The organism is Nitrospirota bacterium, from assembly GCA_026387665.1.
Classification (GTDB): domain Bacteria; phylum Nitrospirota; class Nitrospiria; order Nitrospirales; family Nitrospiraceae; genus Palsa-1315.
In genome coordinates, this window is the sequence record JAPLLG010000005.1 from 75,890 (window position 1) to 100,946 (window position 25,057).

Annotated in this window: 23 protein-coding genes; 10 read left to right on the top strand and 13 right to left on the bottom strand. The window is 59.5% G+C overall.

Features of this window, described 5'->3' with window-relative positions; genetic code table 11:
- Positions 1-91 precede the first annotated feature (91 nt).
- The 10 genes from recN to moaC form a co-directional block, all read right to left on the bottom strand.
- Positions 92-1,771, bottom strand: a complete 1,680-nt coding sequence (recN, locus tag NT179_03635) for a DNA repair protein RecN (protein MCX5721107.1) — start codon at positions 1,769-1,771, stop codon at positions 92-94.
- Positions 1,772-1,804: 33 nt separating this feature from the next.
- Positions 1,805-2,152: a thioredoxin gene (gene trxA / locus NT179_03640; protein ID MCX5721108.1), complete on the bottom strand. Its 348-nt coding sequence runs from the start codon at positions 2,150-2,152 to the stop codon at positions 1,805-1,807.
- Positions 2,153-2,335: 183 nt separating this feature from the next.
- Positions 2,336-4,786, bottom strand: a complete 2,451-nt coding sequence (gene lptD, locus NT179_03645) for an LPS assembly protein LptD (GenBank protein MCX5721109.1) — start codon at positions 4,784-4,786, stop codon at positions 2,336-2,338.
- 16 nt (positions 4,787-4,802) lie between these two features.
- Positions 4,803-6,098, bottom strand: coding sequence for a bifunctional folylpolyglutamate synthase/dihydrofolate synthase (locus NT179_03650; protein ID MCX5721110.1), 1,296 nt, complete (start codon positions 6,096-6,098; stop codon positions 4,803-4,805).
- A gap of 99 nt (positions 6,099-6,197) precedes the next feature.
- Positions 6,198-7,034 carry an acetyl-CoA carboxylase, carboxyltransferase subunit beta gene (gene accD / locus NT179_03655; protein MCX5721111.1) on the bottom strand — a complete coding sequence of 279 codons (837 nt, stop codon included), beginning with the start codon at positions 7,032-7,034 and terminating at the stop codon, positions 6,198-6,200.
- 113 nt (positions 7,035-7,147) lie between these two features.
- Entirely contained in the window at positions 7,148-7,855 is a 708-nt protein-coding gene (locus NT179_03660) for an urease accessory protein UreH (protein MCX5721112.1), read from the bottom strand.
- A 49-nt stretch (positions 7,856-7,904) separates the two neighbouring features.
- Positions 7,905-8,972, bottom strand: a complete 1,068-nt coding sequence (gene moaA / locus NT179_03665; GenBank protein MCX5721113.1) for a GTP 3',8-cyclase MoaA — start codon at positions 8,970-8,972, stop codon at positions 7,905-7,907.
- A gap of 56 nt (positions 8,973-9,028) precedes the next feature.
- Positions 9,029-9,481, bottom strand: coding sequence for a molybdenum cofactor biosynthesis protein MoaE (locus NT179_03670; GenBank protein MCX5721114.1), 453 nt, complete (start codon positions 9,479-9,481; stop codon positions 9,029-9,031).
- 205 nt (positions 9,482-9,686) lie between these two features.
- Positions 9,687-9,953, bottom strand: a complete 267-nt coding sequence (locus NT179_03675; GenBank protein MCX5721115.1) for a MoaD/ThiS family protein — start codon at positions 9,951-9,953, stop codon at positions 9,687-9,689.
- Positions 9,954-9,959: 6 nt separating this feature from the next.
- On the bottom strand, positions 9,960-10,451 hold the full coding sequence (gene moaC / locus NT179_03680; protein MCX5721116.1) for a cyclic pyranopterin monophosphate synthase MoaC: 492 nt from the start codon (positions 10,449-10,451) through the stop codon (positions 9,960-9,962).
- Between the two features lie 758 nt (positions 10,452-11,209).
- On the opposite strand from moaC, the gene NT179_03685 reads away from it, so the two are divergent.
- The 5 genes from NT179_03685 (at position 11,210) to NT179_03705 (ending at position 14,840) form a co-directional block, all read left to right on the top strand.
- On the top strand, positions 11,210-11,677 hold the full coding sequence (locus tag NT179_03685; protein ID MCX5721117.1) for a hypothetical protein: 468 nt from the start codon (positions 11,210-11,212) through the stop codon (positions 11,675-11,677).
- Positions 11,678-11,837: 160 nt separating this feature from the next.
- A complete protein-coding gene (locus tag NT179_03690) occupies positions 11,838-12,572 on the top strand; it encodes a hypothetical protein (protein ID MCX5721118.1) in 735 nt (244 codons plus the stop codon).
- A 164-nt stretch (positions 12,573-12,736) separates the two neighbouring features.
- Entirely contained in the window at positions 12,737-13,042 is a 306-nt protein-coding gene (locus NT179_03695; GenBank protein ID MCX5721119.1) for a hypothetical protein, read from the top strand.
- 2 nt (positions 13,043-13,044) lie between these two features.
- On the top strand, positions 13,045-13,995 hold the full coding sequence (gene folB, locus NT179_03700; protein MCX5721120.1) for a dihydroneopterin aldolase: 951 nt from the start codon (positions 13,045-13,047) through the stop codon (positions 13,993-13,995).
- Entirely contained in the window at positions 13,992-14,840 is an 849-nt protein-coding gene (locus NT179_03705) for a PHP domain-containing protein (GenBank protein ID MCX5721121.1), read from the top strand. The genes folB and NT179_03705 overlap by 4 nt, the downstream gene beginning before the upstream one ends.
- 81 nt (positions 14,841-14,921) lie before the next feature.
- On the opposite strand, the gene NT179_03710 is transcribed toward NT179_03705, so the two are convergent.
- From NT179_03710 to NT179_03720, 3 genes are all read right to left on the bottom strand, one after another.
- Positions 14,922-17,189 carry a diguanylate cyclase gene (locus NT179_03710; GenBank protein ID MCX5721122.1) on the bottom strand — a complete coding sequence of 756 codons (2,268 nt, stop codon included), beginning with the start codon at positions 17,187-17,189 and terminating at the stop codon, positions 14,922-14,924.
- A 449-nt stretch (positions 17,190-17,638) separates the two neighbouring features.
- Positions 17,639-18,652 (bottom strand): hypothetical protein, encoded by a 1,014-nt coding sequence (locus NT179_03715; protein ID MCX5721123.1) that lies wholly within the window; start codon positions 18,650-18,652, stop codon positions 17,639-17,641.
- Between the two features lie 128 nt (positions 18,653-18,780).
- Positions 18,781-19,194: a secondary thiamine-phosphate synthase enzyme YjbQ gene (locus NT179_03720; GenBank protein MCX5721124.1), complete on the bottom strand. Its 414-nt coding sequence runs from the start codon at positions 19,192-19,194 to the stop codon at positions 18,781-18,783.
- A 112-nt stretch (positions 19,195-19,306) separates the two neighbouring features.
- Here NT179_03720 and NT179_03725 point away from each other — a divergent pair, with 112 nt between their 5' ends.
- The 5 genes from NT179_03725 to NT179_03745 all read left to right on the top strand — a co-directional run bounded on the left by NT179_03725 (position 19,307) and on the right by NT179_03745 (position 24,897).
- A complete protein-coding gene (locus tag NT179_03725; protein MCX5721125.1) occupies positions 19,307-21,076 on the top strand; it encodes an adenosylcobalamin-dependent ribonucleoside-diphosphate reductase in 1,770 nt (589 codons plus the stop codon).
- Between the two features lie 120 nt (positions 21,077-21,196).
- A complete protein-coding gene (locus NT179_03730) occupies positions 21,197-21,946 on the top strand; it encodes a hypothetical protein (GenBank protein MCX5721126.1) in 750 nt (249 codons plus the stop codon).
- A gap of 51 nt (positions 21,947-21,997) precedes the next feature.
- The gene (locus NT179_03735; GenBank protein MCX5721127.1) at positions 21,998-22,693 is read left to right on the top strand and encodes an HAD family phosphatase; all 696 of its coding nucleotides are present in this window, start codon (positions 21,998-22,000) and stop codon (positions 22,691-22,693) included.
- A 12-nt stretch (positions 22,694-22,705) separates the two neighbouring features.
- Positions 22,706-23,575 carry a presqualene diphosphate synthase HpnD gene (gene hpnD, locus NT179_03740; protein MCX5721128.1) on the top strand — a complete coding sequence of 290 codons (870 nt, stop codon included), beginning with the start codon at positions 22,706-22,708 and terminating at the stop codon, positions 23,573-23,575.
- On the top strand, positions 23,572-24,897 hold the full coding sequence (locus tag NT179_03745) for an FAD-dependent oxidoreductase (GenBank protein ID MCX5721129.1): 1,326 nt from the start codon (positions 23,572-23,574) through the stop codon (positions 24,895-24,897). Before hpnD ends, NT179_03745 begins: the two co-directional genes overlap by 4 nt.
- Positions 24,898-25,057 lie beyond the last annotated feature (160 nt).

The window sequence follows — 25,057 nt, forward strand, 5'->3', positions numbered from 1 at the left end:
GACGAACACACCGGAGGCGTAGCCTCTGGCTACGTTGAGGATGCGTTCAAAGCGAGAACGAAGCTGGCGGACTGTTTCAGCATCCTGCAATTCATTTGGGCCGTTTCGCCTTCGCCCCTGCAATCAGCTCCGCCGCCGTTTCACGCACCTTCTTGGTAATGGTCAGCCCGCCCAACATTCTGGCGATTTCCTCTTCCTGCCCCATCCCTGTCAGCACTCTGACCGACGTGGAGGTCCGTTGACTCTCCTGCCCCTTTTCCACCAACAGATGATGTTCCGCCTGGGAGGCGACCTGAGGCAGATGGGTGATGCAAAACACTTGATGAAACGAGCCGAGCTTCCGCAATCTCGTCCCCATGGCCGCGGCCACAGCTCCACCCACGCCTGTATCGACTTCGTCAAAAACCAGAACCGGAACTTGGTCCATCTCGGCCAGCACAGTTTTCAGTGCCAGCATGATGCGCGAGAGTTCTCCGCCGGAGGCCACGCGCCCCAAGGGTCTCGGCGGTTCACCGAGATTGCTGGAGAGGAGGAACTCCACGCGATCCCGACCGACCGGCCCCAGCCCCTCTTCCGACTCATCGCTCGAGACCGTGATCTGAAATACCGCCTGCTCCATCTTCAGCGCCGCAAGCTCCGCGCCCACGAGCGTCGTCATGCGCTTAGCCGCGTCCATTCGCTTCTTGGACAGCTGCTGTGCCAGCGTACGGAGGCGCCGCGCCTCCTCCTCCAGCCGCGCGGCCAATTCAGCGGTTCGCTCCTCACGGCTGTCCAAGAGCTGCAGCTCCTCCTGCACCCGCCTGCCCATCGCGAGGACCGCCTCGATCGATTCCCCATACTTTTTCTTCAACCGCTGAATCAGCTCCAACCGGTCCTCGACGAGTGCCTGTCTGTCCGGATCTGCCTCGAGCTGTTGCGCATAGTCGCGCAGCCGCCCGGCCAGGTCTTTCAGTTGAATCGCGGACTCCGTCGCGGCCTGCTCACAATCGCCCATCGCCGGATCGGTCTGGGCCAACTCGGCCAGCGCCCGGCCGATCCGCCCCAGCCTGGTGAGCACCGCCTGTTCATCCTCTTGCAGCTCGCCATGGACCTCATGGGCCAATTCTCTGAGCCGATGCGCATGGACCAACCGCTGCCGCTCGTGTCGAAGCTGTTCCTCTTCATCGGGCAGCAGGCAGGCCTGTTCAATCTCCTGAGACTGAAATCGCAACATATCTTCAATTCTCGCCCGATCGACGACTTCGCTCTGCAGCTCAGCCAACTGCGTGCGGAGATCCTTCCAGCTCTGGTAGGCCTGTTCATACCGTCCTCGCAGCTCATAGAGACGCCCGAACGCATCCAGGGCATCGACCTGTTTGGCCGAGACCAGCAAGGATTGCTGCTCATGCTGTCCATGAATATCGATGAGCGTGCCCCCGAGCTCTTCAAGCACACGCAGGGGGCAGAGGCTGCCGTTGACGTAGACCCGGTGGCGGCCCGATCGTGACAGCACACGCCGAAGGATCAACTCCGACTCATGCTGACCGATGAGATCTTGCGACCGAAGACGCCGAATGAGCGGATGGGTATCAGGGAGATGGAAGGAGGCTTCGAGCTGCGCCTCCTCTTCGCCGGAACGGATCTGGTCGGTCGAGGCGCGCCCGCCAACCAGCAGGGCGATGGCATCAATGAGGAGAGACTTGCCGGCTCCGGTCTCCCCCGTCAAGACCGTAAAGCCGGACTGGAATTGGAGATTCAGCTGCTCAATGAGCGCGAAATTGACAATGCGCAACTCGGAGAGCATTGCGGGGGGTGACTACATTCTTTAGGCTGAGCCGGCTGGTTGCGCCAGCAGGGAATCGATCATTTCCTTGAACTGCCGCTTCGGCCGCGCGCCGACGAGCTTTTCCACGACCTGGCCATTCTTGAAAAATAAAATCGTCGGGATGCTCATGACCTGATAGCGCCCGGCCACTTCCGGATTTTCATCGGTGTTGAGCTTCCGCACTTTCAACTTGCCTGCATATTCTTTGGCCAATTCTTCGATAATCGGAGCGACCATTTGGCAAGGCCCGCACCAGACGGCCCAGAAGTCGACCATCACCAGTTCAGCGGATTTCATGACGTCTGCGTCCCACGTTGCGTCTTCAACTTTCAGTGCATCACCAGCCACGTCGCATGCCTCCTTGCTGAGTAGAGAAAACCATCCAGAATCGATAGGGCATCGTATACCAGCCCTCTTTGAGGAGTCAAACCCTGGAGCCTGCATGGCCAGGACGCTGCAGCGCACCATCAGGGATGCAGCAAAGAGCATCCCCCGCGACAAGCACCCGTGAACCGCCAGTCAGACAACCGGTCAGAATCCGCTCCCGGCCATCCCAGGCTGAGGCATGGCCGATTGGGCGCGCCCATAAGGGCCTCCCGGCGCAGCCCAGGGCAGACCTTTCTCCCCGGTAAGCAGGGGGCTGAGAATACTGCGGAGCACCGCCGTACCGTAGTTCTCCGTCCAGCCAATCCCGGTCAGGCTCAACATAAAATTGTACTGGGCGCGATCCGGGAACTGCAGATAAAAGAGCCCCAGAGACCAACACTTGCAGGGATTCTGATAGAGGGCGACGACATCATACTCAGGACTCTTGCCGTGCTTCACATCGTAATAGCCCTTGGTCCCGATCGTCCAACCCCAGGGGGTGCGAAAGCCGCCGCCCGCCGTCACAAACTGGATCTCTTCCGTCGGCGCATAGACCTCATTAAACGAGATCGGGTTCCAGACGTCGCCTCGGCGCGCACGGTTTCCGTCCCGGGAATAACGCTGTCCAACCTCCGCATACCAATAGTTGGACTGCTGAAGCCGGAAGTCCGTGTTGAATTGGCTCATCGTGGACCGGTAGGGATCGAAGAACGTATCGACGGTCAGGTACTGATTGAGGGCGGGCAGCTGACCCGCTCCAGCCCCTGCGCCCCGGCCAAACGCGGCCCCGGCCAACTGAGCCGGCGAGGCCTGAGGAGTGGTGTTGCCGATCACCGCCCGCATCCAGAGATCGGAAAATTTCTTTCCCTCAATCGCCACCGTGGCTGGCTGGAGCGGTTGCGTCAGCGATCCGAGCATCGGGGCAGCGCCGGGCGTGAAGTCACGGGCTCTCGTTTGCGCGGCGCCCACGTGATAACTCTGGGCCATCGTGAAATCCAGCCAATTGAAACTGCTGCGACCCTCTTGTTCCAACAGCCGACTGCGAACCGCATAGGTCATCAAGCTTTTCTTCGGCAGATCGTCCACCTGATCGATCTGCGTAATCTTCGACTGGTCGGTGGGAGGCACATATTCATAGACCAGGCTCGGCTCAATCGTATGCAGGAAGGATCCACCGTCTCCCACACCGAACCGGCGGCTGAGCTTAGACGTCGCATCGATACTCGCCCAAAAGGTTTCCCGATGCTGGCTACTATCCGAATTGATGCCTCGCGAGTAATAGGACTCCCGGACCTTGGCTTGCGGCGTCAGGCCGACGACATGTCCGAGGTCGATCACATCGGTTGATATACCCGGCAACAGGTCCACCCGATTTACCTTGAAACCTTCATCGCGATAGAAGTTCACATAATTGGTGTCCAGCCCGAACAGGACGGGCGAACTGAGGAGCGGCGTGTTCGAAAGGCTATAGCCCACTTCCGGCATGCGCTGAAAGGTATCGTTACCACCGGATTGAAGAGGCTGCAGGTACTGGCTGAGAAAATAGAGATTCCCATGGGACAACCGCTGCGTGGCCAAGAGGTTATTTTCGCTGCTGGGGAGCGCCCGCTGGGTACCGGAGTTACTGAGCTGCGACATATAGTTTGGATCGGTCACCAAGCTCACTTGGGCGCGCAGCAACAAATCAGGGTTGAACTGTTGGGTATGGGTTCCGCTGATAAACGCACGGAACTGCGTCGCCTTGCCCCCGACCTCGCTCACACCGGAAACCTGCGGCAATTGGGTCTGTTGCAAGGCACTGACCAGCCATTGCCCCTTGGATTTCGGGTCCAGCACATAGCGATACTCCAGATCGCTCCCGTAACCAAGGCTACTGTAATAGGAGGGCGAGATCGTCAGATCCTGGCTCGGATTGATGGCCCAGTAGAAGCTTTCTTGCAAATGCATGCCAAATCGATTGTCGTAGGTGACATTCGGAATGAGGAGCCCGGTCTGCCGGCTAGAGAGGGGATAGGTCAAGGTGGGAATGGGAAGCACCGGCACATCGTTCACATCGAGCCATCCATCGCTAAAGGCCACGTGATCGCCGGTGACCAGGTCCAGATCCTTGAACCGAAACCGCCAAGCGGGAGTTTGGCCATCCAGGGCATCGCAATTCGTGAACCGGCCTTCCTTCACCCGATAATGGTCCTCTGAAAACCGCTGGAGGAGGCGCCCCTCCACCAAGGTGTTCGTGGACTTGAGATAGATCTGCCCATGCGTCAGGACTCCGGCCTCCGTATTGACATTGAGTTCAAGCCGTTCCGTCACCACGTCGGCCTTCGGATCGGTAAGCCGAACGTGGCCCGTGGCAATCACGACGCCTGGCAAGGCGTGAATGGTCATGTGATCGGCCGTCAGATGCACCGCACCCTGATCGACCACCACCGAGCCATCGGCTTCGTAGACCTCTTGGTCTTGCAGATAATCGATTCGTTCGGCCGTGATGTCGAGCGGAAGCGCACCGGACGTGGTCGCCGTGGAGACGGGAGCGCCACCATTCTCTGCGGCAATCCCGGCAAGCGGAACGAGCAGTCCCAGGATCAACCAACCGACCAGGCATCGACACAACTGCATCACGTTCCTTACCATGTCATCCCCGAAGAGGCGAGAGACCGCAGCCACGGAACCATGCCTGACATTCCCCTACAAGCATGAGCGAACCAGTCACGCAGACCAGATCCTCTGGCCCTGCCAGCTGCCTGGCCAACGCCATCGCCTCACTGAGCGACGATGCGACATGGGGAGAAGGAAACAGATCGACCAGCGCGGCTCGGAGCTCCTGCACAGTCGCAGAGCGAGGAAGATCCGCTTGCGTCAAGACAACCTCAGCGACAAGCCCCCTGAGCGGTTCAACAAAACCTCGATGGTCCTTATCGCGCATCATGCCCAGGACCAGAACGACACGGCGAGAGGGATGGGATCGAACAGAATGGGTGAGGTAGTCGGCCAAGACCACGGCAGCAGCGGGATTATGCGCGCCATCCAATAGGATGGTCGGATGGTGATCGACCACTTCCAATCGCCCGGCCCAGTTGACCGCACGGAGTCCTTCACGCACCGATTCGGCCGTGACCGCAATCCCTTCAGGGACCGCAGCCTCCAGAAGCGCCAAGGCACAGGCGGCGTTATCCAATTGATGACGGCCCTCCAGGGCGCAGGTCAGCCCGTCATATTGCAGGCCCAACCCGTGATAGGAGAATTGCGAGGGCGACTCCCCCTCGGTGCGGAAGTCCTCATCCATACGAAACATTGGGGCCTGCCGTTCCTGCGCCACCTGTTCGATCGTCTGCCGGGCCTCCTCGTCGAGCCGCCCCAACACGACCGGCACCCCCTGCTTGATAATGCCGGCCTTCTCGAACGCGATCGACGAGAGCGTCGTCCCCAAATAGTCCTGATGATCGAGCGCAATCGTCGTCACCGCGCAGGCCATAGGCATGACGACATTGGTAGCGTCGAACCGGCCGCCCAATCCCACCTCCAGCACGGCCACCTCGACCCCCGTCTCGGCAAAGTGCTGAAAGGCCATCGCCGTCGTATATTCAAAAAATGTGGGGGAGAGATCCGGTTGGCAGAGAGCCTGCAGTTGTTCGGTCAATTGCGCCACCTGCGATTCCGCGATCATCTCGCCGTTCACGCGGATCCGCTCCCGGAACTCCACGAGATGGGGCGAGGTGTAGAGCCCCACCCGATAACCGGCCGACTGCAACACAGCGGCGGCCATGGCTGCAGTGGATCCTTTGCCATTCGTGCCGGCGATATGGAGCGTCCGGTATCGGGATTGCGGCACCCCGAGTCGTCCCATCAATGCCGTCATCGTCTCAAGCCCCAGCTTGATGCCGTGTTTTTGCAGACGATACAAATAGGCCACGGCAGAAACATAGGTCATGCTGTAACCAGGACGGATGGAAGATTAGCCAAGATGCTTCATGAGCCTCAAGACCGGGAAGTGAACAGCCAAGCCCTAAACCCACCGAGGAACTTCAGCTTAAAAATGCGCCACGAGCGTGCTCAACGTCTCTTTCAGTTGCTTGCGTTCCACGATCATATCGATCATGCCGTGCTCCAAGAGAAACTCCGCCCGCTGGAACTGATCCGGCAGCTGCTGTTTAATCGTCTGCTCGATCACGCGGGGACCGGCAAAGCCGATCAAGGCCTTCGGTTCGGCAATGATCACATCACCCAGCATGGCGACGCTCGCCGTCACGCCCCCGAACGTGGGATCGGCTAACAGACAGATGAAGGGAAGCTTGGCCTCGCCCAACTTGGCGACAGCAGCCGAAGTCTTGGCCATCTGCATCAGGGAGAGAATCCCCTCCTGCATCCTGGCTCCTCCGGAGGTCGTGACCAAAATGACCGGCAACTTCGTCTCCAGCGCGCGGTCGATCGCCCGGCAGATCTTCTCCCCGACGACTGACCCCATGCTGCCACCCATGAAACTGAAGTCGAACACGCAGAACACCACGCGGCGGCCGTTCATCTTTCCTTCGCCGATCACCATGGCATCTTTACGGCCGGTCTTCTCCTGGTGCGCCTTCACCCGGTCCTTGTAGGATTTCGTGTCCTGAAAACTCAGCGGGTCCTGGGGGGCGAGTTCCGCATCCCACTCTTTGAACGTCCCGAGGTCGGCCAACAGCGCAATCCGCTCCAGGACGGAGATCGGGAAATGGTAGTCGCACTTCGGACAGACCTTATTGTTCCGCTCGACTTCTTTACGGTAGATGATCTCCCGGCAGTGGTTACACTTGAGCCACATCCCTTCCGACAGCTTGGATCGCTTCGAAGGTTCCGTCTCAGTCGTTTTTTGCTTTTTAAACCAAGCCATTGGGGCTCCTTTCAGTCCGATGCGGGACTGCCCTTCTCATGAGGCGGCAGAATACCATAGCCGTCAGCATGACGCACGTAGATTTCCCATATGGGAAGATGACGATGTGGGGGTTAAAACAGCTGCCCACCGAAGGCGATCTGCAGCATGATGGTGAGTCCGACTGCCACACTTCCAAGGCTGGCCAGCCCCTGCACCGCGAGAAACACAGGACGCCCAAGATTCAACGACCACAGGACCGGAAGACTCACCACCATGCCGACCAGCATCATGCCCAGAATCGAACCGGCCCCGAACACAGCAATGTAGATGAGGCCCTCCGACACCGATCGGGCGGACGACAACACGATCAACAAAAGCGCCGCCGATCCGGCCAGGCCATGGGCCATGCCGATGCAGAAGGGGCGGACGGAATCGCGCCACCAATGGCCATGCCCGTGATCTTCGGCCAGCGCATGACTGTGCAAATGCAGATGCTGCGTCCCGTCATGCTCATGCCGGTGCACATGCCAGCGCTCCCGGACTAAACGCAGCCCGAGCATACAGCCCAGAAGCACGAGCATCGCGCCGACGCCAAACTCGGCCGCCAAGGCAATCGGCTCCGAGACCGGCACCCGAAACACCAGCACCACCGCCCCGACCAGCAACAAGATCGCCGTATGGCCCAGCCCCCAGCTGAAGCCGATCATGCCGGAGGCGCGAAACGAAGGCCGCTGCGCCAAGACCGTGGAGACGGCAGCCAGATGGTCCGTGTCCAGGGCATGACGAAGCCCCAGCACAAACCCGAGACCGACAATGGTGAGGAATTCAGTATCCAACATGGGGCATCAACAGGGAGCAGCACAACGGCGCAAGCGGCAAGGTGGGACGTCAGCCGCCTCGGGCATGCATTTCGAGATGGGGGTCTTCGCGCAGTTTCTCAATCCCGATCAATCCTCCGACACGCAATCCGTCCCGCTCAAGCGCCTTCCGCTCTTCTGCGCCCCGGTCGCGGCGGCCTTCCCAGCCGGCGCGGATGAAGGCCCGCATCGCGTCGGCAGACGCGCCGGCGCGAAGGGACTTGCGCAGATCCGTGCCCTGCGTCGCATACAGACAGCGGTACCACATCCCGTCGGCGGTCACCCGGCTGCGATCGCAGGTCGCGCAGAACGGCGTGGTCGTCGAAGGAATAATCCCAAAGGTCGTCCCATCCGGCAACACAAATCGTTGTGCCGGCGCAGTCCCCCGCTCAGCCATCGGCTCGATCGTCCCATACCGCTCGCCCAGGATTGTGAGCATCGCTTCCCGGGACAGCACTTTCTGCTGCGACCATTCGTTCGCGCCACCGACGTCCATATATTCAATGAACCGGACTTCCGCCTGCACCTGCTTGCCAAACTCGATCAGCGCCACCAGCTCATCGTCGTTGAAGCCGCGGATCGCCACCGTATCGAGCTTCAAGCCGGTGAAACCCGCGCGCGCCACCGACGCAATGCCTTCCATCACACGCGCATATTCGTCGCGGCGGGTCAGCTGGCGAAACCGCTCCGGCCTCAGTGTATCGAGGCTGACGGTCACGCGGTGCAGTCCGGCGTCAAACAGCGCCTCAGCCTGGTCCGCCAGGAGAATCCCATTCGTCGTGAGGGCGATATCCGTGATCTGCCGGTTCTGGACCAACAGGCGAATCAACCTGGGCAAATCTCGCCGCAGCAGCGGCTCTCCGCCCGTCAACCTCACACGGTCCACGCCCAGATCGGTGAAATAGCCGGTCAGCGTCGCCATTTCCTCAAGGGTCAGCACATCCTCGCGCGGCAGCCAGACATAGTCTTCCTCCGGCATGCAGTACTTGCAGCGAAGATTGCACCGGTCCGTCACGGACAGGCGCAAACTGCGCAGCGGCCGGCCAAAGGCATCGGCAGCGGGAAGAGGAGCAGCACTTGTTGGTAACTGGTTAGCCACGGCTTTCTCGATGTACCTGAAAACGTTTCACGTCGTACGTTTTACGTCTCACGCCTCTAGGGGTGTTCCTCCACCCAGACTTCGCCTTCCGGCGTATGCTCGAGTTTCCAGATCGGCGTGATCTGTTTCAATTCGTCGATCGCCCACTTGCAGGCTTGAAAGGCCGACGCCCGGTGCTCAGCCCCCACCACGATCAGCACGATATTTTCACCGATGCCGATTTCGCCATAGCGGTGCAAGATTGCGACTTCGATGATGTCGAAATCCTTCAGCGCCCGCTCACGGATCTCGCGGAGCTTCTTCTGCGCCATGCCTTCGTAATGTTCGAAGGTGATGCTGTCCACATCCCGCCCCTTGGAGCGGTCACGCGCCGTCCCCAGGAAAATCGAAATCCCGCCGATGCGCTTTGAACTCCCCCGCACCCGGTTGATCTCCGCATCCACGGAAAAATCTTCCCGCTGCACACGGACAAACTGGGTATCGTCACTGAGAGGCTGCTGTGCGCTCATCCTTATTCCTCTTACCTAACGTAGTCCACTACCACTGAGTACGTGCTCAGCAGGATGTTCAAACAGGCCAGCTTCTCACCCTCCCAACCCTGGCGCGCCGAGACGCGCCTTGTCCCCAGCAAGGCCGCAGCTAGCGAAGAGGCGAGGCGTACGTTTCGGTACGTTGAGCCTCTGAGCGACGCGAGAACGATGCTGGCGGACTGTTTCAACATCCTGCCGGAGCTCCCCCTGCAAACGGTGGCAACAATGCAATCTCGTCACCATCCTGAATCGTCGTCTCTTCGTGGGCGATGTCATGATTGACCGATACGAGGACCTTCTTCTTCTGAATCAACTCGCCGATCTGCGGATATTGAGCCGTCAACAGCGCCACCAGATCCTTCACCTGCCGCGCCCCGTTCAGTTCCAGCGACAGTTCGCTGAGATTCTTGGCAAGCGACTTGGTCATGCCGAAGAGGCGAACGGTAATCATAGATGGCTAGGCCTTAGTAAAGGTGCCGGACTTGCCGCCCGACTTGGCCAGCAAGCAAATATCGCCAAAGCTCATCCCGCGATCGATGGCCTTGCACATATCGTAGATGGTCAGGGCCGCCACGGTGGCAGCGGTCATCGCTTCCATCTCAACCCCGGTTTGCCCGGTCGTCTTGGCCGTGGCCAGAATGGTGATCGAACAGAGACCGTCGTGATTCGGCTGGGATTCTTCTCTGAAGGAGATATCGACGCTGGTGATCAGCAGCGGATGGCACATGGGAATGAGATCCGGGGTCCTCTTGGCCCCCATCACGCCCGCGACCTGCGCGACGGACAAGACGTCGCCCTTGGCGATCTTGCCCTGCTGAATCTTTTCGAGGGTTTCGGGAAGGAGAAAGACAGTGGCTTGAGCCGTGGCAGCCCGTTCGGTCGAAGCTTTCGCTCCGACATCGACCATGCGCGCCCGGCCTGATTCATTGAAATGCGTAAATTCTGCCATTTTGTCAGCTGAATCAGCGCGTTAAGGCTCAACCCCAGGCGGGGATTATAGGGGCCGGTGGAAAGGGCAGTCAATAGAGGCGCAGGGCGGCCTGGATGGTCCCTTTCGCTCGCTGAACGCGCACGATAAAACCGTGCTCGTTCAATGCGCGCGGTGAGGGACCAATCCAGGCCGCCCTGCTGAGGGGAAAGGGGGGGGAGGCTCGAACACATGGGAATGAAAAAGGAAGGGCGGCTCCAGTAATCCTCTGTGCTCGCGGAACGCGCACGCTCGGAAGGTGCTCATCCGACGCGCGCAATGGAGGATCACTGGAAGCCGCCCTTCCGAGAGAGGAGTAGCGAAGCCTTCACCTTTGCAGTAGACTTGCCTACAACTGATTGCTGAGTCCGCCTTGCCGTGCTACACGGGAAGACTGCAGCGAACCTACTTAGATGATTAGTTCGCACAAAAACATGTCCTCCCAACCCTCACAGCGTCAAATAGCAATTGCGGAACCATCCGTAAAATCGCTCTTAATCCAGATGAGATTCAACGGACAGCCCCTCAGTACAGGAACCGGCTTCGTTGCAAACGCTCCTCGAGGACCAGTCCTAATTACAAACCGGCACAATCTAACAGGGAGGCATCAAGAAACAGGGCAACCGCTATCATCGACAGGCGGGATACCCAACGAGGTTGTAATTTTCCACAACCGAGCAAATCTCCTTGGACAGTGGATATCCAAAATTGAGTCCTTGCGTAATAGCAACGATCAACCTTTGTGGATCGAACATCCGGATTTGGGCGGACGTGCAGACTTTGTTGCCCTTCCCCTCACCCAAACCGATGGCATACAGCTTTATCCATACACGCTGGGTGTTGGAGATCCTGCAATCTTGATCGCTCCGGCAGAAGTAGTGAGTGTCGTTGGTTTTCCTTTTGCACTCACCGCGGGTGGTTATCTCGCTGTTTGGGCAACCGGCTTTGTCGCAACCGACCATGATATCAACTACAACGGCCTGCCAGTATTTCTAATCGACTGCCGAAGTAGACAGGGCCAATCAGGTTCTGCTGTCATTGCTCATCGACCGGGAGGGGCAGTGGCCACTGAGCAAGGCGTAACAGTCGGTGGCGGTGCAATGACGCGATTTCTAGGTATCTACAGCGGGCGCGTAAACGCTGAATCGGACCTCGGGTTCGTTTGGAAGGCTACAGCGATTCGACAATTGATAGATACCATTGTGTAACGAGGCTCGCAAAGGAGCGGGGGTCTTAATTACCCCATTGAGCTGTCAGGCGAAGACTCCCGAGCCCTTCATTCCCCGACTTCGCAGACGATCGTGTTTGCTGCCTTGCGAGATACGCTTCACGAACGACGGTCATTACTGAGACACAGAGGAGATGTCCATGAAGAAAATTCTATTTGGAATCGTCTTGCTGGTGCTGGTCGGGATTGCTGGCGGAATCTGGTGGGTCTACCGGTCGCTGGATTCGCAGGTGGCTTCGGCGATCCGCACCTACGGGCCTGAGATTGCCGGGGTGCCGGTCTCCCTCTCAAGCGTGAAGATCGGGCTGGCCGATGGCTCCGTGGCATTGCGCGGCTTGGTGGTGGGCAACCCCAAGGGCTTCAAAACCGAGCACGCGCTGTCGCTCGGCGAAATCAGCATGAGGCTCGACATCGGCTCGCTCACCACAGGCGTGATCCAGATCAAGGAGATCTCGATCGTCAAGCCAGACGTTACCTATGAATATGCATCGGGCGGGAGCAATCTCGATGTGATCCAGCGCAACATCAAACGTTACGTCGCCAAGCATCTCGACGGCACAAGCGGATCGAAGAGCACGGAGCCGGGCAAGAAATTCATCATCGAACATATCGACATGACGAACGGCACCGCCAACGCCAGCGCGGCGATTCTCAGCGGCAAGACGATATCGGTGTCATTGCCGGATCTGCACCTGAAAGATATCGGCAAAAAATCGAACGGCGCAACGGCGGGCGAAGCGGCACAGCAGATCATGGACGAACTCACTGATAGCGTGAAAAAATCTGTGCTCCCGCTCAATCTCGGCGACGTCACCGACAGCATCAAGAAAGGCGCAGAGACGGCGGTTGATGCGATCAAGGGTCTCTTCAAATAGTCCTGTTGGCGGGCCTTTTCAGCCGCCGCTATGGCCTCCTGACTTTAGGAAGATCACGAGCGTATAATGCCGCAGGCTTCGTCGTGAGCGATGAAGCGAAAGTTCGCGCGAGAAGGATGCTTAAAAAGTCCGTCAGCGCTCTGTGAGACGTAGAAGGGAAGATCGTGAGCAATCTAGCTAAATTCGATGTGATCCGCCTCTACCTGCGTCAGCAGTTTCCCAAGCATCATATCTCTGACTTCGAAGAAGGCACCAGCCGCGCCCAGGTCTTCCGGATCGACGGGCCTCATGGCCATCCCCTCCATTACGCGGTCCTCGGGCTGGACTTTCTCCTCGGTCAGACTGCCGAAGGTCTGCAACAGACGCTCGTCTCATCCGGGCTGGGAGACAAGCTGAAGGAAGCAGGCGCCTCCCCTGTGACGGTCTCGAAAACTGGCTTCAGCATTCAAGGCGCTATCGCCATCGCATAGTCATGGCCGGAACCATCATCATCGAACGGCTGGAGTTTCAGGGGCGCTGCGGCGTGACGCAGGAAGAGCGCCGGAAGCCTCAGCCTTTGGCTGTGGACCTGGAACTGACTTGCCAGACTGAACCGGCTACCGCGTCGGACGACATCCAGCACACAGTCGACTATGCGCAGGTCACCAATCGGATTATCGAGCTCGCCGCGACGCAGGACTTCTCGCTGCTGGAAACCTTCGCAGAACGAATCCTCTCCATGCTCTTTGCAGAATTTCCCGTCGATCGCGCCAAGATCTGGCTGCGGAAGCTGTCGCCGCCGCTGAAGCCCGTCACCAGGTCGGTGGGAGTGCAACTCGAACGGTCGCGTCTGGCTCACCAGATTCAAGGTGGAGAACCAACCCCTGCCCGCTTTCTGACTCAGCAACTCCACCGACTGCCGAAGGGCAAGGCGCTCGACCTCGCATCGGGCTCCGGACGCAATGCCCTCTATCTCGCCTCGCAGGGCTTTCAGGTCGAGGCCATCGACCGGGATGAACAGGCCCTGGCAGAGCTTGCAGCCACGGCAAAGCAGCGGAACCTTCCGAACCTCCACGTCCACACAGTAGATCTCGAACGAATAACCACTGAGTGGCCGGAGTTGCCGAAGCAGACCTACGATGTGATCGTGGTGTTCTTCTATCTCCATCGCCCGCTCTTTCCCGCCCTCATCGAATCGCTGAAACCGAATGGGGCCTTGCTCTACGAAACCTTCACCATCGACAATCATCTGCGGCACAAACATCCGCGCCGATCTGAATTTTGCCTCGCGCACAACGAATTGCTCCGGCTCACCTCCGGTCTCCGCGTCCTGTCCTACGACGAAGGCGAACATGATGGCAGCCAGGGACCAAGCTCGGTCTTCACGGCGCAACTCGTCGCCCAGCGAGTAGGCCCCGGCGACCTGCCAGAGGCATCGGCATGAGCCGCATCGATCTCCACCTCCATACGACCCACTCGGATGGAAGCTTCTCGGCGTCTGAAGTGGTCCGGCTCGCCCACCAGGCGAAGGTGACCACGCTGGCCATCACGGACCATGACATCGTGTCCGGCATTCCCGAAGCCATCGCGACTGGAGCGGAGTTGGGCATTGAAATCATTCCCGGCGTGGAGATCAGCTCCCGCGTAGGCGAGAACGAGCTCCATATGCTGGGTTATTTCTTAAACTGGCAGGATCCAGAGCTGAGCCAACGGCTGGCCACCTTGCGCGAAAGCCGGCATAGCCGCAATCCGCAGATCATCGAACGGCTGCGCGCATTGGGGCTGGACGTGACCTATGACGAAGTGAAGGCGCTGGCCGGGACGGACGCGGTCGGCCGTCCGCATATTGCGCGGCTCTTGATGGAGAAGAACTATGTCACGTCCGCCAAAGATGCCTTCGATCGGTACCTGGCGAACGGGCGCCCGGCCTATGTCGCGCGGGAACTGCCCCCGCCGGCAGATGCCATTGCCTGGATCAAGGCCGCAGGCGGCGTAGCGGTGTTGGCCCATCCAACCTGGGCCACATCGGTAGGAGAAGAACTGGAGCCACTCTTAGCGACCCTGAAAGCCGCGGGGCTCGGCGGCATCGAAGTCCATTACAGCACCCACACGAAACGGCAGACAGCGAAATATCTCGGCCTGGCCAAGAAGCTGGATTTGTTGATAACCGGCGGGAGCGACTTCCACGGCATCACCAAACCGGATATCGAAGTGGGAATTGGGCGAGGAGGCCTGAAGGTTTCCGAAAAGCTCTTAGACCCGCTCAGGAAAGCCGCTTCCATCCAGTAACCAACCCCCCTCACAACGAAGAAGCCCTCTTCCCTCTTGAGACACTTCACGGACGGGAAACGGCAGGCTGTGAACCGGCCACTATGCGGCGGGGAACGGCTCAGCCTTTTCCTGATGCCTGTTCAGCGCCGCCTCCCGCAAAAGATCATCGGGAGTCTCAGGCGGCGTGTGGCTCACAGCGACACCGATGCGGCACTCGATCTTCATCGGGATACTAATCCTGGATTCCACCTGAGCGAGCTTGTTCTTCACTCGATCTATTATCACAGCCACCTGCTCCACCCCGGCATCCACCAGCAGCACCGCAAACTCATCGCCCCCATAGCGGGCCACGAGATCAGTCCCTCTGGTTGACTCGACAAGCACATCCGCAACTGCGCGGAGCACTTCATCCCCGATGCTATAGCCGAAGAGATCATTGATATTCTTCAAATGAACGATGTCGGTCACCAACACAATGACGCGGCTTCCGCGCCGGCGTATTCCCGCAACCAACCGTTGATACTGCTCGCGAAACGCTCGCCGCCCCATCAGCGCCGTCAGGGAATCCGGGGCCGTGAGTGCCAGGAGGCGGGTCGCGCTGCCCAGCCTGGACGCCATCGCCCTGAGCATGGCCAGGGCCAGCCCCGGCGATTCTTGCAACGTGCGCAGGAACGGCTGTGGCGGGAACAACAGGCAACGGGTCTTTCCCATGGTGATCACCGTCGTCGGCCGCATCTCTCCCAAGAAGGCCCCGACCTCACCGAACAGCTCCCCCTGCCCCAACTCCGCAACAAACCGATAAGCCGATGGCGCATCAAGCGATGCTTCCACCACCCGCACATTGCCCGAAAGGATAAGGAAGATCCGGTCCGTCGGTTCACCTTGCCGGACCAAGACAGTCCCGGACTGGTAGACCTCCTCAGTCGCTTGCGCAAACAAATATCCCATCTGCTCCCGGCTCAGAGCGTGAAACAGCGGGACCGCCGCCAGTATCTCCTCATAGGTTCCAGCAAACCGATGCCCCGCCACTGGAACCTCTCCCGCTGACAATGCTTGGCCTGGCAGAGTCTTTCGAAAGGCAGCAAGCGAACGAGAGAGCTGGGCCCTCACACGAGCGCGCAACATCGAAGGGTTGAACGGCTTGGCCACATAGTCGGGATGGAAAACCGCGCCCAGCTGCATGGCACGATCCTGCTTGCTCCCCTCCGTCAGGACCAGGGCCGGCAGGCCCGGTTCATTGAACCTGCCACGCAGTTCCTGGATCAGCCAGTCCCAGTCACCGTCCGGTGCGCAGGCATCGATGATCACCAGATCGGGAGGCAGGCTTGCCGCACAAGCCAATGCGCTGTGGCTATCGGGCGCCGTCAATAGGACCAGTCCGTCTTCCGCAAGCATTTGGGTCATGCGGCCAATTTCCGTCTCATCAATACTCACCATGAGCACCCGTGCGCCAGCGATAGGCCGCCGCTGCAGCGCGGACACTGTGCTGACCTCGTGCCCAACCTGTCCACCCTGCACCTCCAGGTCAAAGCCCTCGGCTGCGGCAAACACGTCGAGCGAAGCCTGACGTTCGGTGACCAACGCGCGCGCCGCCAGCGCGAGGCGCTCGACCTCGTCATCGTCATGCAGGGGATCATGGTGAAATAGCGCCAGGCGCCCCACTTCGGCCGCCAGCGCGACCTCTGTCGCATAGCTCGCGGGGCTATGGCCCCATCCAATCCGGCCCTGATATTCCACATCACTGTATTGCGCATCGTGGATGAGCAGATCCACTCCCTTTAAGAAAGTAATGTGCCGTTGGTCTCCTGGATGAACGAGACCTGATCGTGCGGGATCAGCAAAGGGTTCATGGTTCGACACATAGGCCACCGTGGCGCCTCCGTCAGAGATACGAAACGCGAACGCGGATGCCGGATGATTCAGATATTGGGTTTCGATCACAGCCTTCCCCAACCGGAAGAATCCTTCTCCCAGTTCGAAGTAACGGATCCGCCCCATCAGATCGCAGAGCGTGGGAGAGAAGTTGGTGCGGCACATTTGGCTGGCGAGGGCCGCTTCCAGCCCACGTTGAAATCCGGCTGGAGCATACATGCTCACGTCAGTATCAGGCCAGAGTGACTGGAGGAAAAACGGAAGCCCCTGAATATCATCCCAGTGCGTATGTCCGATAAGCAGATTGAGTTTCAATGGCCGAGGCGAACGATGGAGCTCCAGGCTCAAGGCCTGGGCGCCGGTCCCGCAATCCAGAATAATGATGGTGCCGTCAGCGGTCCGAAGCTCCACACAGGGTGTGTTGCCACCGAACCGTATCGTGTGCCGCCCCGGCGTCGGAATGCACCCGCGAGTACCCCAGAAACGGACTCTCATGGCGCACCTCCCCTCATTCAGTTACGTTTCCACTTTGTGGAGATAATCATGCATCGCCCTTCTCCTAGCGACGCCATGACTTCCCGGCCCACATAACCAACGTTGCACCAGGCGTCCATCACTCTCACAGAACGACCACCGCCTCGACGTAATCGCGTCACCAGATCACACGAAAAATAAAAAACCCCCTCGCGACATCTTTTACATTTAACGCAGTGAGTAGGTCCCTCTATACCTAGAGACACTAATGAAGCTTTTATACCTAGACACAGGCGAACTCTATCTACCCATCCCTACGAAATCAAGCACGCAGATTGGCGGCGAGGCAGCCAGGGCAGCACAGCACGACCCGTGCCATCCAATGGCTAAGGTGAAGCAGGAGCTAGGGATCCTGATTACTTTTATGGAGCTATTAGGGGAACAAGTACCGGTGGAGGACGAGAAAGACCTTAATTTTCTGGCGCTTCGACGATATGGTTTTCAAACCTGGTGCAACCCTCGGCGAGGAGCCGGTTGGTCAGCATTTCTCCAGGCCATTCAATAGGCAAGTCAGCCGTGAAGACCCACACATCGGGAGAGGTCCAGACGGGACCATGGTCTTCGGGCAACTCGGGATCGAACAGATCGGTCCAGACCGGCATGTAGACGCCGTTCCCACATTGGGTATGGAGATGGACGATCGTACGGGCACGGACGAGGGGGTCCAGATCGCGCCAGACTGCGGCCGTCTCATCCGCCAGCCGATGGAGGCGGACAGCGTTTTGCGCGTCGAACATGGCATAGGCGGCGTAGACCGGCGCTTCAAGCATATCGGGAGCCAGAGCCAGCTCGGGACATTGCTCCACGAGGCCTTCGAGGAGGGCCCGGCGATGCCGATCCTCCAGCGCATCCGGCAATCCGGAATCCGGTACACCGATCAACTCAAAGAACAGAAACGCGGTGCTCTCGACCGGCGGATAGAGCCGGGCTGCAATGGACGTGGTCCGCTGGGAATCCGCCACCGAACTCAAGTGATCGTTCAAACCCTGAAGGCTGAGAGGCTCCAAGGTCGAGTCGGTGAGTAACCGGGACTCCACCCGCACCACGGTCCCGGCGGAGAGACGCAGATGGCGATGCAGAAGATCTGCCGTCGCAACCGGATCGATCTTGAGCTTGAGCGGATGGGACAGGTTGGCTTGAAGAGGCAGTTCCAAGGCCGCCATGATGGCATAGGACAGTTTTTCATCGGTCGGCCCATCGAGAATCACGGAACAGGAGGCCTCCGCGAGCAGGTCGAAGAGCCATTCCGCCATGTCTTCATCCAGCGCCGCCAGCACTGTGAGGAGATCGTACTCCCGTCCCTGCTCCAAGAAGGCTTGCAGCGTATCGATCGCCGCATCGGTATCGCCATGGTCATGGCGCCGGGCATTGATCAAATGGACGAGATCGCGCGTGAGGGGGTCAGGACGAGACCAACTCAACATATAAACACACTCCTCACCATATAACCGTGCATCACTGCTCTCATGTTGCCAAACTTTCCCCTATGGTAGCAAGCAATTCACTAGTTTATTCCGACAGGGTCCAGACCAGCGATCACATAACCGAAGGCTCACGCGCCAATCACCTTCACCAACACGCGTTTTCGCCTCATCCCGTCAAACTCCCCGTAGAAAATTTGTTCCCAGGGGCCGAAGTCCAAGCGGCCTCCGGTAATCGCCACAACGACTTCCCGACCCATCAGCTGACGCTTAATATGGGCATCGCCGTTATCTTCGCCCGCTTCATTGTGCCGGTAGGTCGCGCCCTGAGGAACCAGCTCTTCCAGGAATCGGTCATAGTCCTTGAGCAAGCCCGATTCGTCGTCATTGATATAGACGCTCGCGGTGATGTGCATGGCGTTGACCAGCACGAGCCCCTCTTGGACGCCGCTCTTCCTGACCGCCGCCTCAACCTGCTGCGTGATGTTGAGATAGGCGCGCCGCGTCTTCGTTTCAAACCAGAGCTCTTCGCGATAGGATTTCATCATCGTCGGCCAGTGGGTGCTCATTCTGCCGAACCGGACGAGCAAGATGCAAGCAGGACACAATCACGGGGCCCCTCGTTCAATCAGGCCGATACCTGTATATAATGGCGGCATGGCCGTAAAGAAGACGACACCCTCACGCCCGCCGCGCACGCCGCGATTGCAACTGTCCGACCATGCCACGACCGTCCTCCATGGACGTTACCTGGCCAAGAATAATGTAGGAAGGATCATCGAGACCCCGGCGCAGCTCTTCTGGCGTGTGGCCACCGACATTGCCCAGGCGGAGCGACTCTACCCCCAGGCCAGCCGGCTGCCCCAGGCGGCCCAGCGCTGGTACGATTGCATGGCCCGGCGCGACTTTCTTCCTAATTCCCCCACGCTGATGAACGCGGGACGACGGCTCCAGCAACTCTCCGCCTGTTTCGTCCTCCCGGTCGAAGACTCCCTCCTCTCCATTTATGACAGCCTCAAACATCAAGCCCTTATTCACCAATCAGGCGGCGGGACAGGATTCTCCTTTAGCCGCGTACGTCCGCACAACGACTTGGTCGCCTCGTCGAGCGGCGTGGCCTCCGGGCCCATTTCCTTCATGCGCCTCTTCAACCTCTCGACGGACGTCATCAAGCAAGGCGGAACCAGACGCGGCGCCAATATGGGCATCCTCCGGATCGACCATCCGGACATCCTCGACTTCATCTCGCTCAAACAGACGCCGGAGGAAATGACGAATTTCAATCTCTCCGTCGGCATGACCGACTCGTTCATGCAGGCGCTCGCACGCCAGCGCACCTTTGCCCTGATCAATCCCCGCACCCATAAACCGACCAAGCGGTTCCCGGCCCAGCTCCTGTTCGATCGGCTCGTGGAAGCGGCCTGGGCCAGCGGTGAGCCGGGACTGATTTTCCTCGACACCATCAATCGCGCCAATCCGACCCCGCATCTGGGCGCCATCGAGTCGACCAATCCCTGTGGCGAGCAGCCGCTACTGCCCTATGAGTCCTGTACCCTCGGCTCCATCAATGTCGCGAACTTCGTCACGCGCACATCTGCACAACCAGCCATCGACTTCGCCAGATTGGCCGAAACCATTCCCCTCGCCGTGCGCTTCCTCGACAGCGCCATCGATCGCAACCGTTTCCCCCTTCCCGACATCGACCGCATGACGAAACGCACGAGAAAAATCGGGCTGGGCATCATGGGTTTTGCGGACCTCCTGATCGCGTTGAACATCCCCTATAACTCCGACGCCGCGATCCAGACCGCTACGGCACTGATGAAGTTCTTTCAGGAACAGGCCCATCGCGCCTCCGCAGACCTCGCCAGGGCGCGCGGAGTCTTTCCCGCCTATCGGGGCAGCCAACTCCAGATCCGGCACCAGCGGCAGCGCAACGCGACCGTCACCACGATCGCACCGACCGGCAGCATCAGTCTCCTCGCCGACTGCTCGCCCGGCATTGAACCGATCTACGGAGTCCAGGTCTCCCGCCGCGTCATGGACGGAGTGGTCCTCACTTCGCAACATTCAGCCTTCATCCGCCGCGCGCAGGCACTCGGACTCGACCTCGACCGGCTCCAATCCGACTTGGCGGCTCAGCCCTCCATTCAACAGCTCACGTCGATTCCGGAAGAGCTCCGACGGCTCTTTGTCACGGCGCATGACGTCTCGCCCGAACAGCATGTGCGGATGCAAGCGGTGTTTCAGCGGTACAGCGACAGCGGCGTCTCGAAAACCATCAATCTGCCGGCTACGGCGACCAGGTCCCAGGTGGCGGAGGCCTTTCTCCTCGCCTACCGACTCGGATGCAAAGGCCTCACCGTCTTCCGGTCCGGCAGCCGGGAACAACAAGTTCTCTCGTGCCATCCTTCGCAACCCTGCTAGCCAGCGGCTTCCTACGGGCACAAGCCCTCGCAAAATTGACAGCACTGGGTGATGATGATAAGTATTTTCGAAGCTTAATTGACCGACGCGTAATTGGATCGCTCAGCAGGGAGGTGCTCGATGGCTACGCTCGTTGGGAACCTGACCTCAGTCGGGAATCCTTTTCATTGGACCCTCCTCTTTGCCCGCCAACCGGACCCGGACTTGGAGTTTACGGAAGAGGAGCTCGATCAGACGACCGCCACGAGAGCAACCGGCCCACTGCCTCCCCACAAGAAATCAGGAGGCAGCCGCCCGATCCTCTGGATCTTGCTATTGCTCCTCGTCGGCATGGCCTACCTGGCCGTCATGAAGCCGGAGATGCTGGCAGCCTGGTTGAACCCCTACCTGGGCGAACATGCGCCACAGCCGACAGTGGCCATGCAGCCGAAACCGGTGCCTCCGGCGCTCGTGATTCCAGCTCCGCCAGAGGCTGCACCAGAGCCCCCAACAACGCCAAGCCCGAATGACGAAGTCTCTGCCCCCGCGGCCCAGACGAGCACTCCCGCCACAACTGTGGCCCCTACAGCCCCGACAGCCGTTCTCCCCCCAGTCGCAGCAAAATCAGCTACGCCGGCCGAGCCCCTCCCTGCCCCTCTGTTCGGCGAAGGACAGAAAGTGACCGTCACAGCAAATCCGAATACGCCAGGCGGAAGCATTCTGCTATACGAAGATGCCTCCGGCACCAAGCCAGGGCCACTCGTTCGCGCGGGAGTGGCCATGACCGTCCTGGACGGCGACCTCCAACCAAGCGGCTGGATGTACTGGGTGCGCACCGACGAGGGAATCAAAGGCTGGGTATCGGAGAAACGTCTTCGAGTGAAACGCTAAGCCTCACATGTTTGCTCGCGCAGACCGGCCCACATTATCGATACAAGCCTCATGAACACACTCTCAGCAATCATCTTTGACTTCGACGGAGTCATCGCGGACAGCGAGCCCCTCCATTTCGCCGGCTTTCGCCTGACGCTGGCGGAAATCGGCATCAGCCTGACCGAATCGGACTACTACGCCAACTATCTAGGCTATGACGATCGCGGCTGCTTTATCGCAGCGCTGACGGCCCACCAACGTCCTGCCGACCCCTCGGTCCTCGCGCCGCTGATGCAACGGAAAGCACAGGCCTACCTGGAATCGGTCAAGGACCATCTGGTCATTTTCCCCGGTGTGCGCGAGTTTGTGTCCGAAGCCGCCGCCACCTATCCCTTGGCCATTGCGTCCGGCGCGCTCCGCCATGAAATCGAGTTCATCCTTGAACAGGCGGGGCTCCGAAAAGCCTTCCTCCACATCACCGGCGCGGAGGACGTCACCAAGGGGAAACCGGACCCGGAGCCTTTTCTCCATGCCCTGGCTGCCCTGAATCGACAACGCCCGAATCAGACCATTGCCCCGGACTCCTGTTTGGTCATCGAGGATTCCATCCCGGGCCTGCGCGGCGCAAAGGCCGCAGGCATGAAAGTCCTCGCCGTCGCGAACACCCACACCATCCAAGATCTGCATGAAGCCCATGCAGTCGCCCAGAGCCTTTCACAGATTCGCCTCAGCGAACTCCGTGAACGCTTGTGGCCACAGACATAAGAACTGAGCACTATGACCTTACTCTCCGCGGCGAAAGCGCAAACCTACTGCACGACCCTCACCAAAAAGAGCGGGAGCAATTTCTATTACTCCTTCCTCTTCCTCCCCAAAAAACGGCGCGCCGCCATGTATACGATCTACGCGTTCTGCAAGGAGGTCGACAATGCCGTCGACGATCCTCCGGCGGGCAGCAATCCCTCCAAGGAACTGCAGCGATGGTGGGATGAACTTCAAGCCGCCTATGAAGGGACGCCGACCTTCCCTGTGACCATCAGTCTGGCGCACCATGTCAAAGAGCTGTCCATCCCGCGAGCCTACTTCGAAGAACTGATCAAGGGCGTGGGCATGGATCTCTCGGCGGCGCGCTACGCCTCGATGCAAGACCTCTCGCTCTATTGCTATCGCGTCGCGTCGGTCGTGGGCCTGATCTGCCTCCATATCTTCGGGCCGACATCGCCCAGGGCGCAAGACTACGCCGTCAGTCTCGGCATGGCCTTCCAACTGACGAACATTCTGCGGGACATCGGGACAGACGCGGCCCAGGGCCGCATCTATCTGCCGCAGGAAGACCTCCAACAATTCGGCTGCACCGAGAAGATGATTCTCCAGCAACAAGAGAATGAGGCGCTCCATACGTTGCTCCGCTTCGAAGCGGCCAAGGCCCATGAGTACTATGCTAAAGCGCAGGCGGCGTTCAAGGCCCTACCGGCGCAAGACCGGCGAGCGCTGACCGTTTCGGAAATTATGCGGGCAGTGTATTTTCGCATCCTGAAAAAAATCGAGAAACCGGAGCATCGGATATTCGGCCCGCGCGTCCGGCTCTCCACAACCTATCGGCTGGCCCTGGCTGCCGGAGTCTGGCTCCGCTCACGATTCTCGTGACAGCCCCACACGCTCAGTCCGTTGTGATTCTTGGTGGAGGCCTAGCCGGCCTCACCGCCGCCCACCGCCTCGCCAGTCAAGGGCATCGAGTCACCGTCGTCGATCAGCCCACTCCCCTGGAAGGCACCACCACCGGCGGACAGCCTCACGACGAACCTGAATCTTTCACCCTCCTTGGCTGCCATCATGACACGCAAGCCTTACTGCGCTCCCTCCAGGCCAATTCGCCGCAGCCTGTCCCCATCGACATCCCGCTAGAATTTCGTCTCCCCGATCACGCGCTCATCCGTTACCCCAGGACCAGACTCCCTGCTCCCCTTCATACCTGGGTGAGCCTCCTGAGATTTACCGGCCTCCCCTGGAACGAACGATGGCAATTGGCATCCTGGCTGGAACGGCTGTGGGAGGGCGACGAGCTGCTGTCTGCCGACCTGGAGCAACGCACCGCCGACGAATGGCTCGCGACGCTCGGGCAAAGTACACAGACATGTCGTGTGGTCTGGAATCCTCTCGCGCAATGGCTGACCGGCAACGACCTCTGCACTCTGTCCGCCGAGGCCTTCGTAAATTCCGTGCGACCCCTGTTCCTGAACACTCGTTCCGATAGCCGTATTTTGATCCTGCAGAATTCTCCGCAAACCTGCCTCGTGCACCCGATCATCCAGGCTCTGACCAAGGCCGGCGCCACCATCCTGCGCAAGACTGAAGCCATCGAGCTTCGTCATGAACGAGATCGCATCTCCGGCGTCCTGCTGAAGGATGGCTCCCTGCTCCAGGCTGATTGGTACATCACAGCCCTATCCCCGCAGCAACTGACGCCCTTAATTCCGGAACGATGGCTGACCCGCTACGCCTATTTCCAGCAACTCACACTATTGCAGTCATCCGACAGCACCACCATCCTGGCGGAGACGGAACAACCCTGTGCCTCCCCTCGTCTTATTTTATTAGGCGACACGGTCTTTCACTCGGTACTCGCCACAAGAAGCGGACCAGATCGCACCAGCTTCTCTCTTGTCACGACCGACAGCCGGTTCGCACAGGCTCAACTGAGCCAAGACCTTGAATCGCTGATTCCTGACCTGCTCAGATCCTTGGGACTCCTCCGTCCCGGAAGCAGGATCGCGACAACTCGCCGACGAACGATTCCCCATGCCGTCCTCTCGCTCCGGCCAGGCACCAAACCCCACCGGCCCATCCAGCGCAGCCCGATCGCCAACTTGCTCGTGGCCGGTGCCTGGACCGATACAGGATGGCCGCCCAACCTTGAAAGCGCCATTGTCAGCGGCAATCGTTCTGCCGATGCCATCGGCCTCCGCTAGCAGGATGCTGAAAAAGTCCGCCAGCGTCGTTCTCGGCTTATCGAAATCCTCAACGTACCCCTGAGGTACGCCTCCGAGTTCGACTCGCCTGCGGCCTTGCTGGCCATACTTTTTGAGCATCCTGCGTTTTCGACCCCTACCTAGGCCGCGATTGACAAGC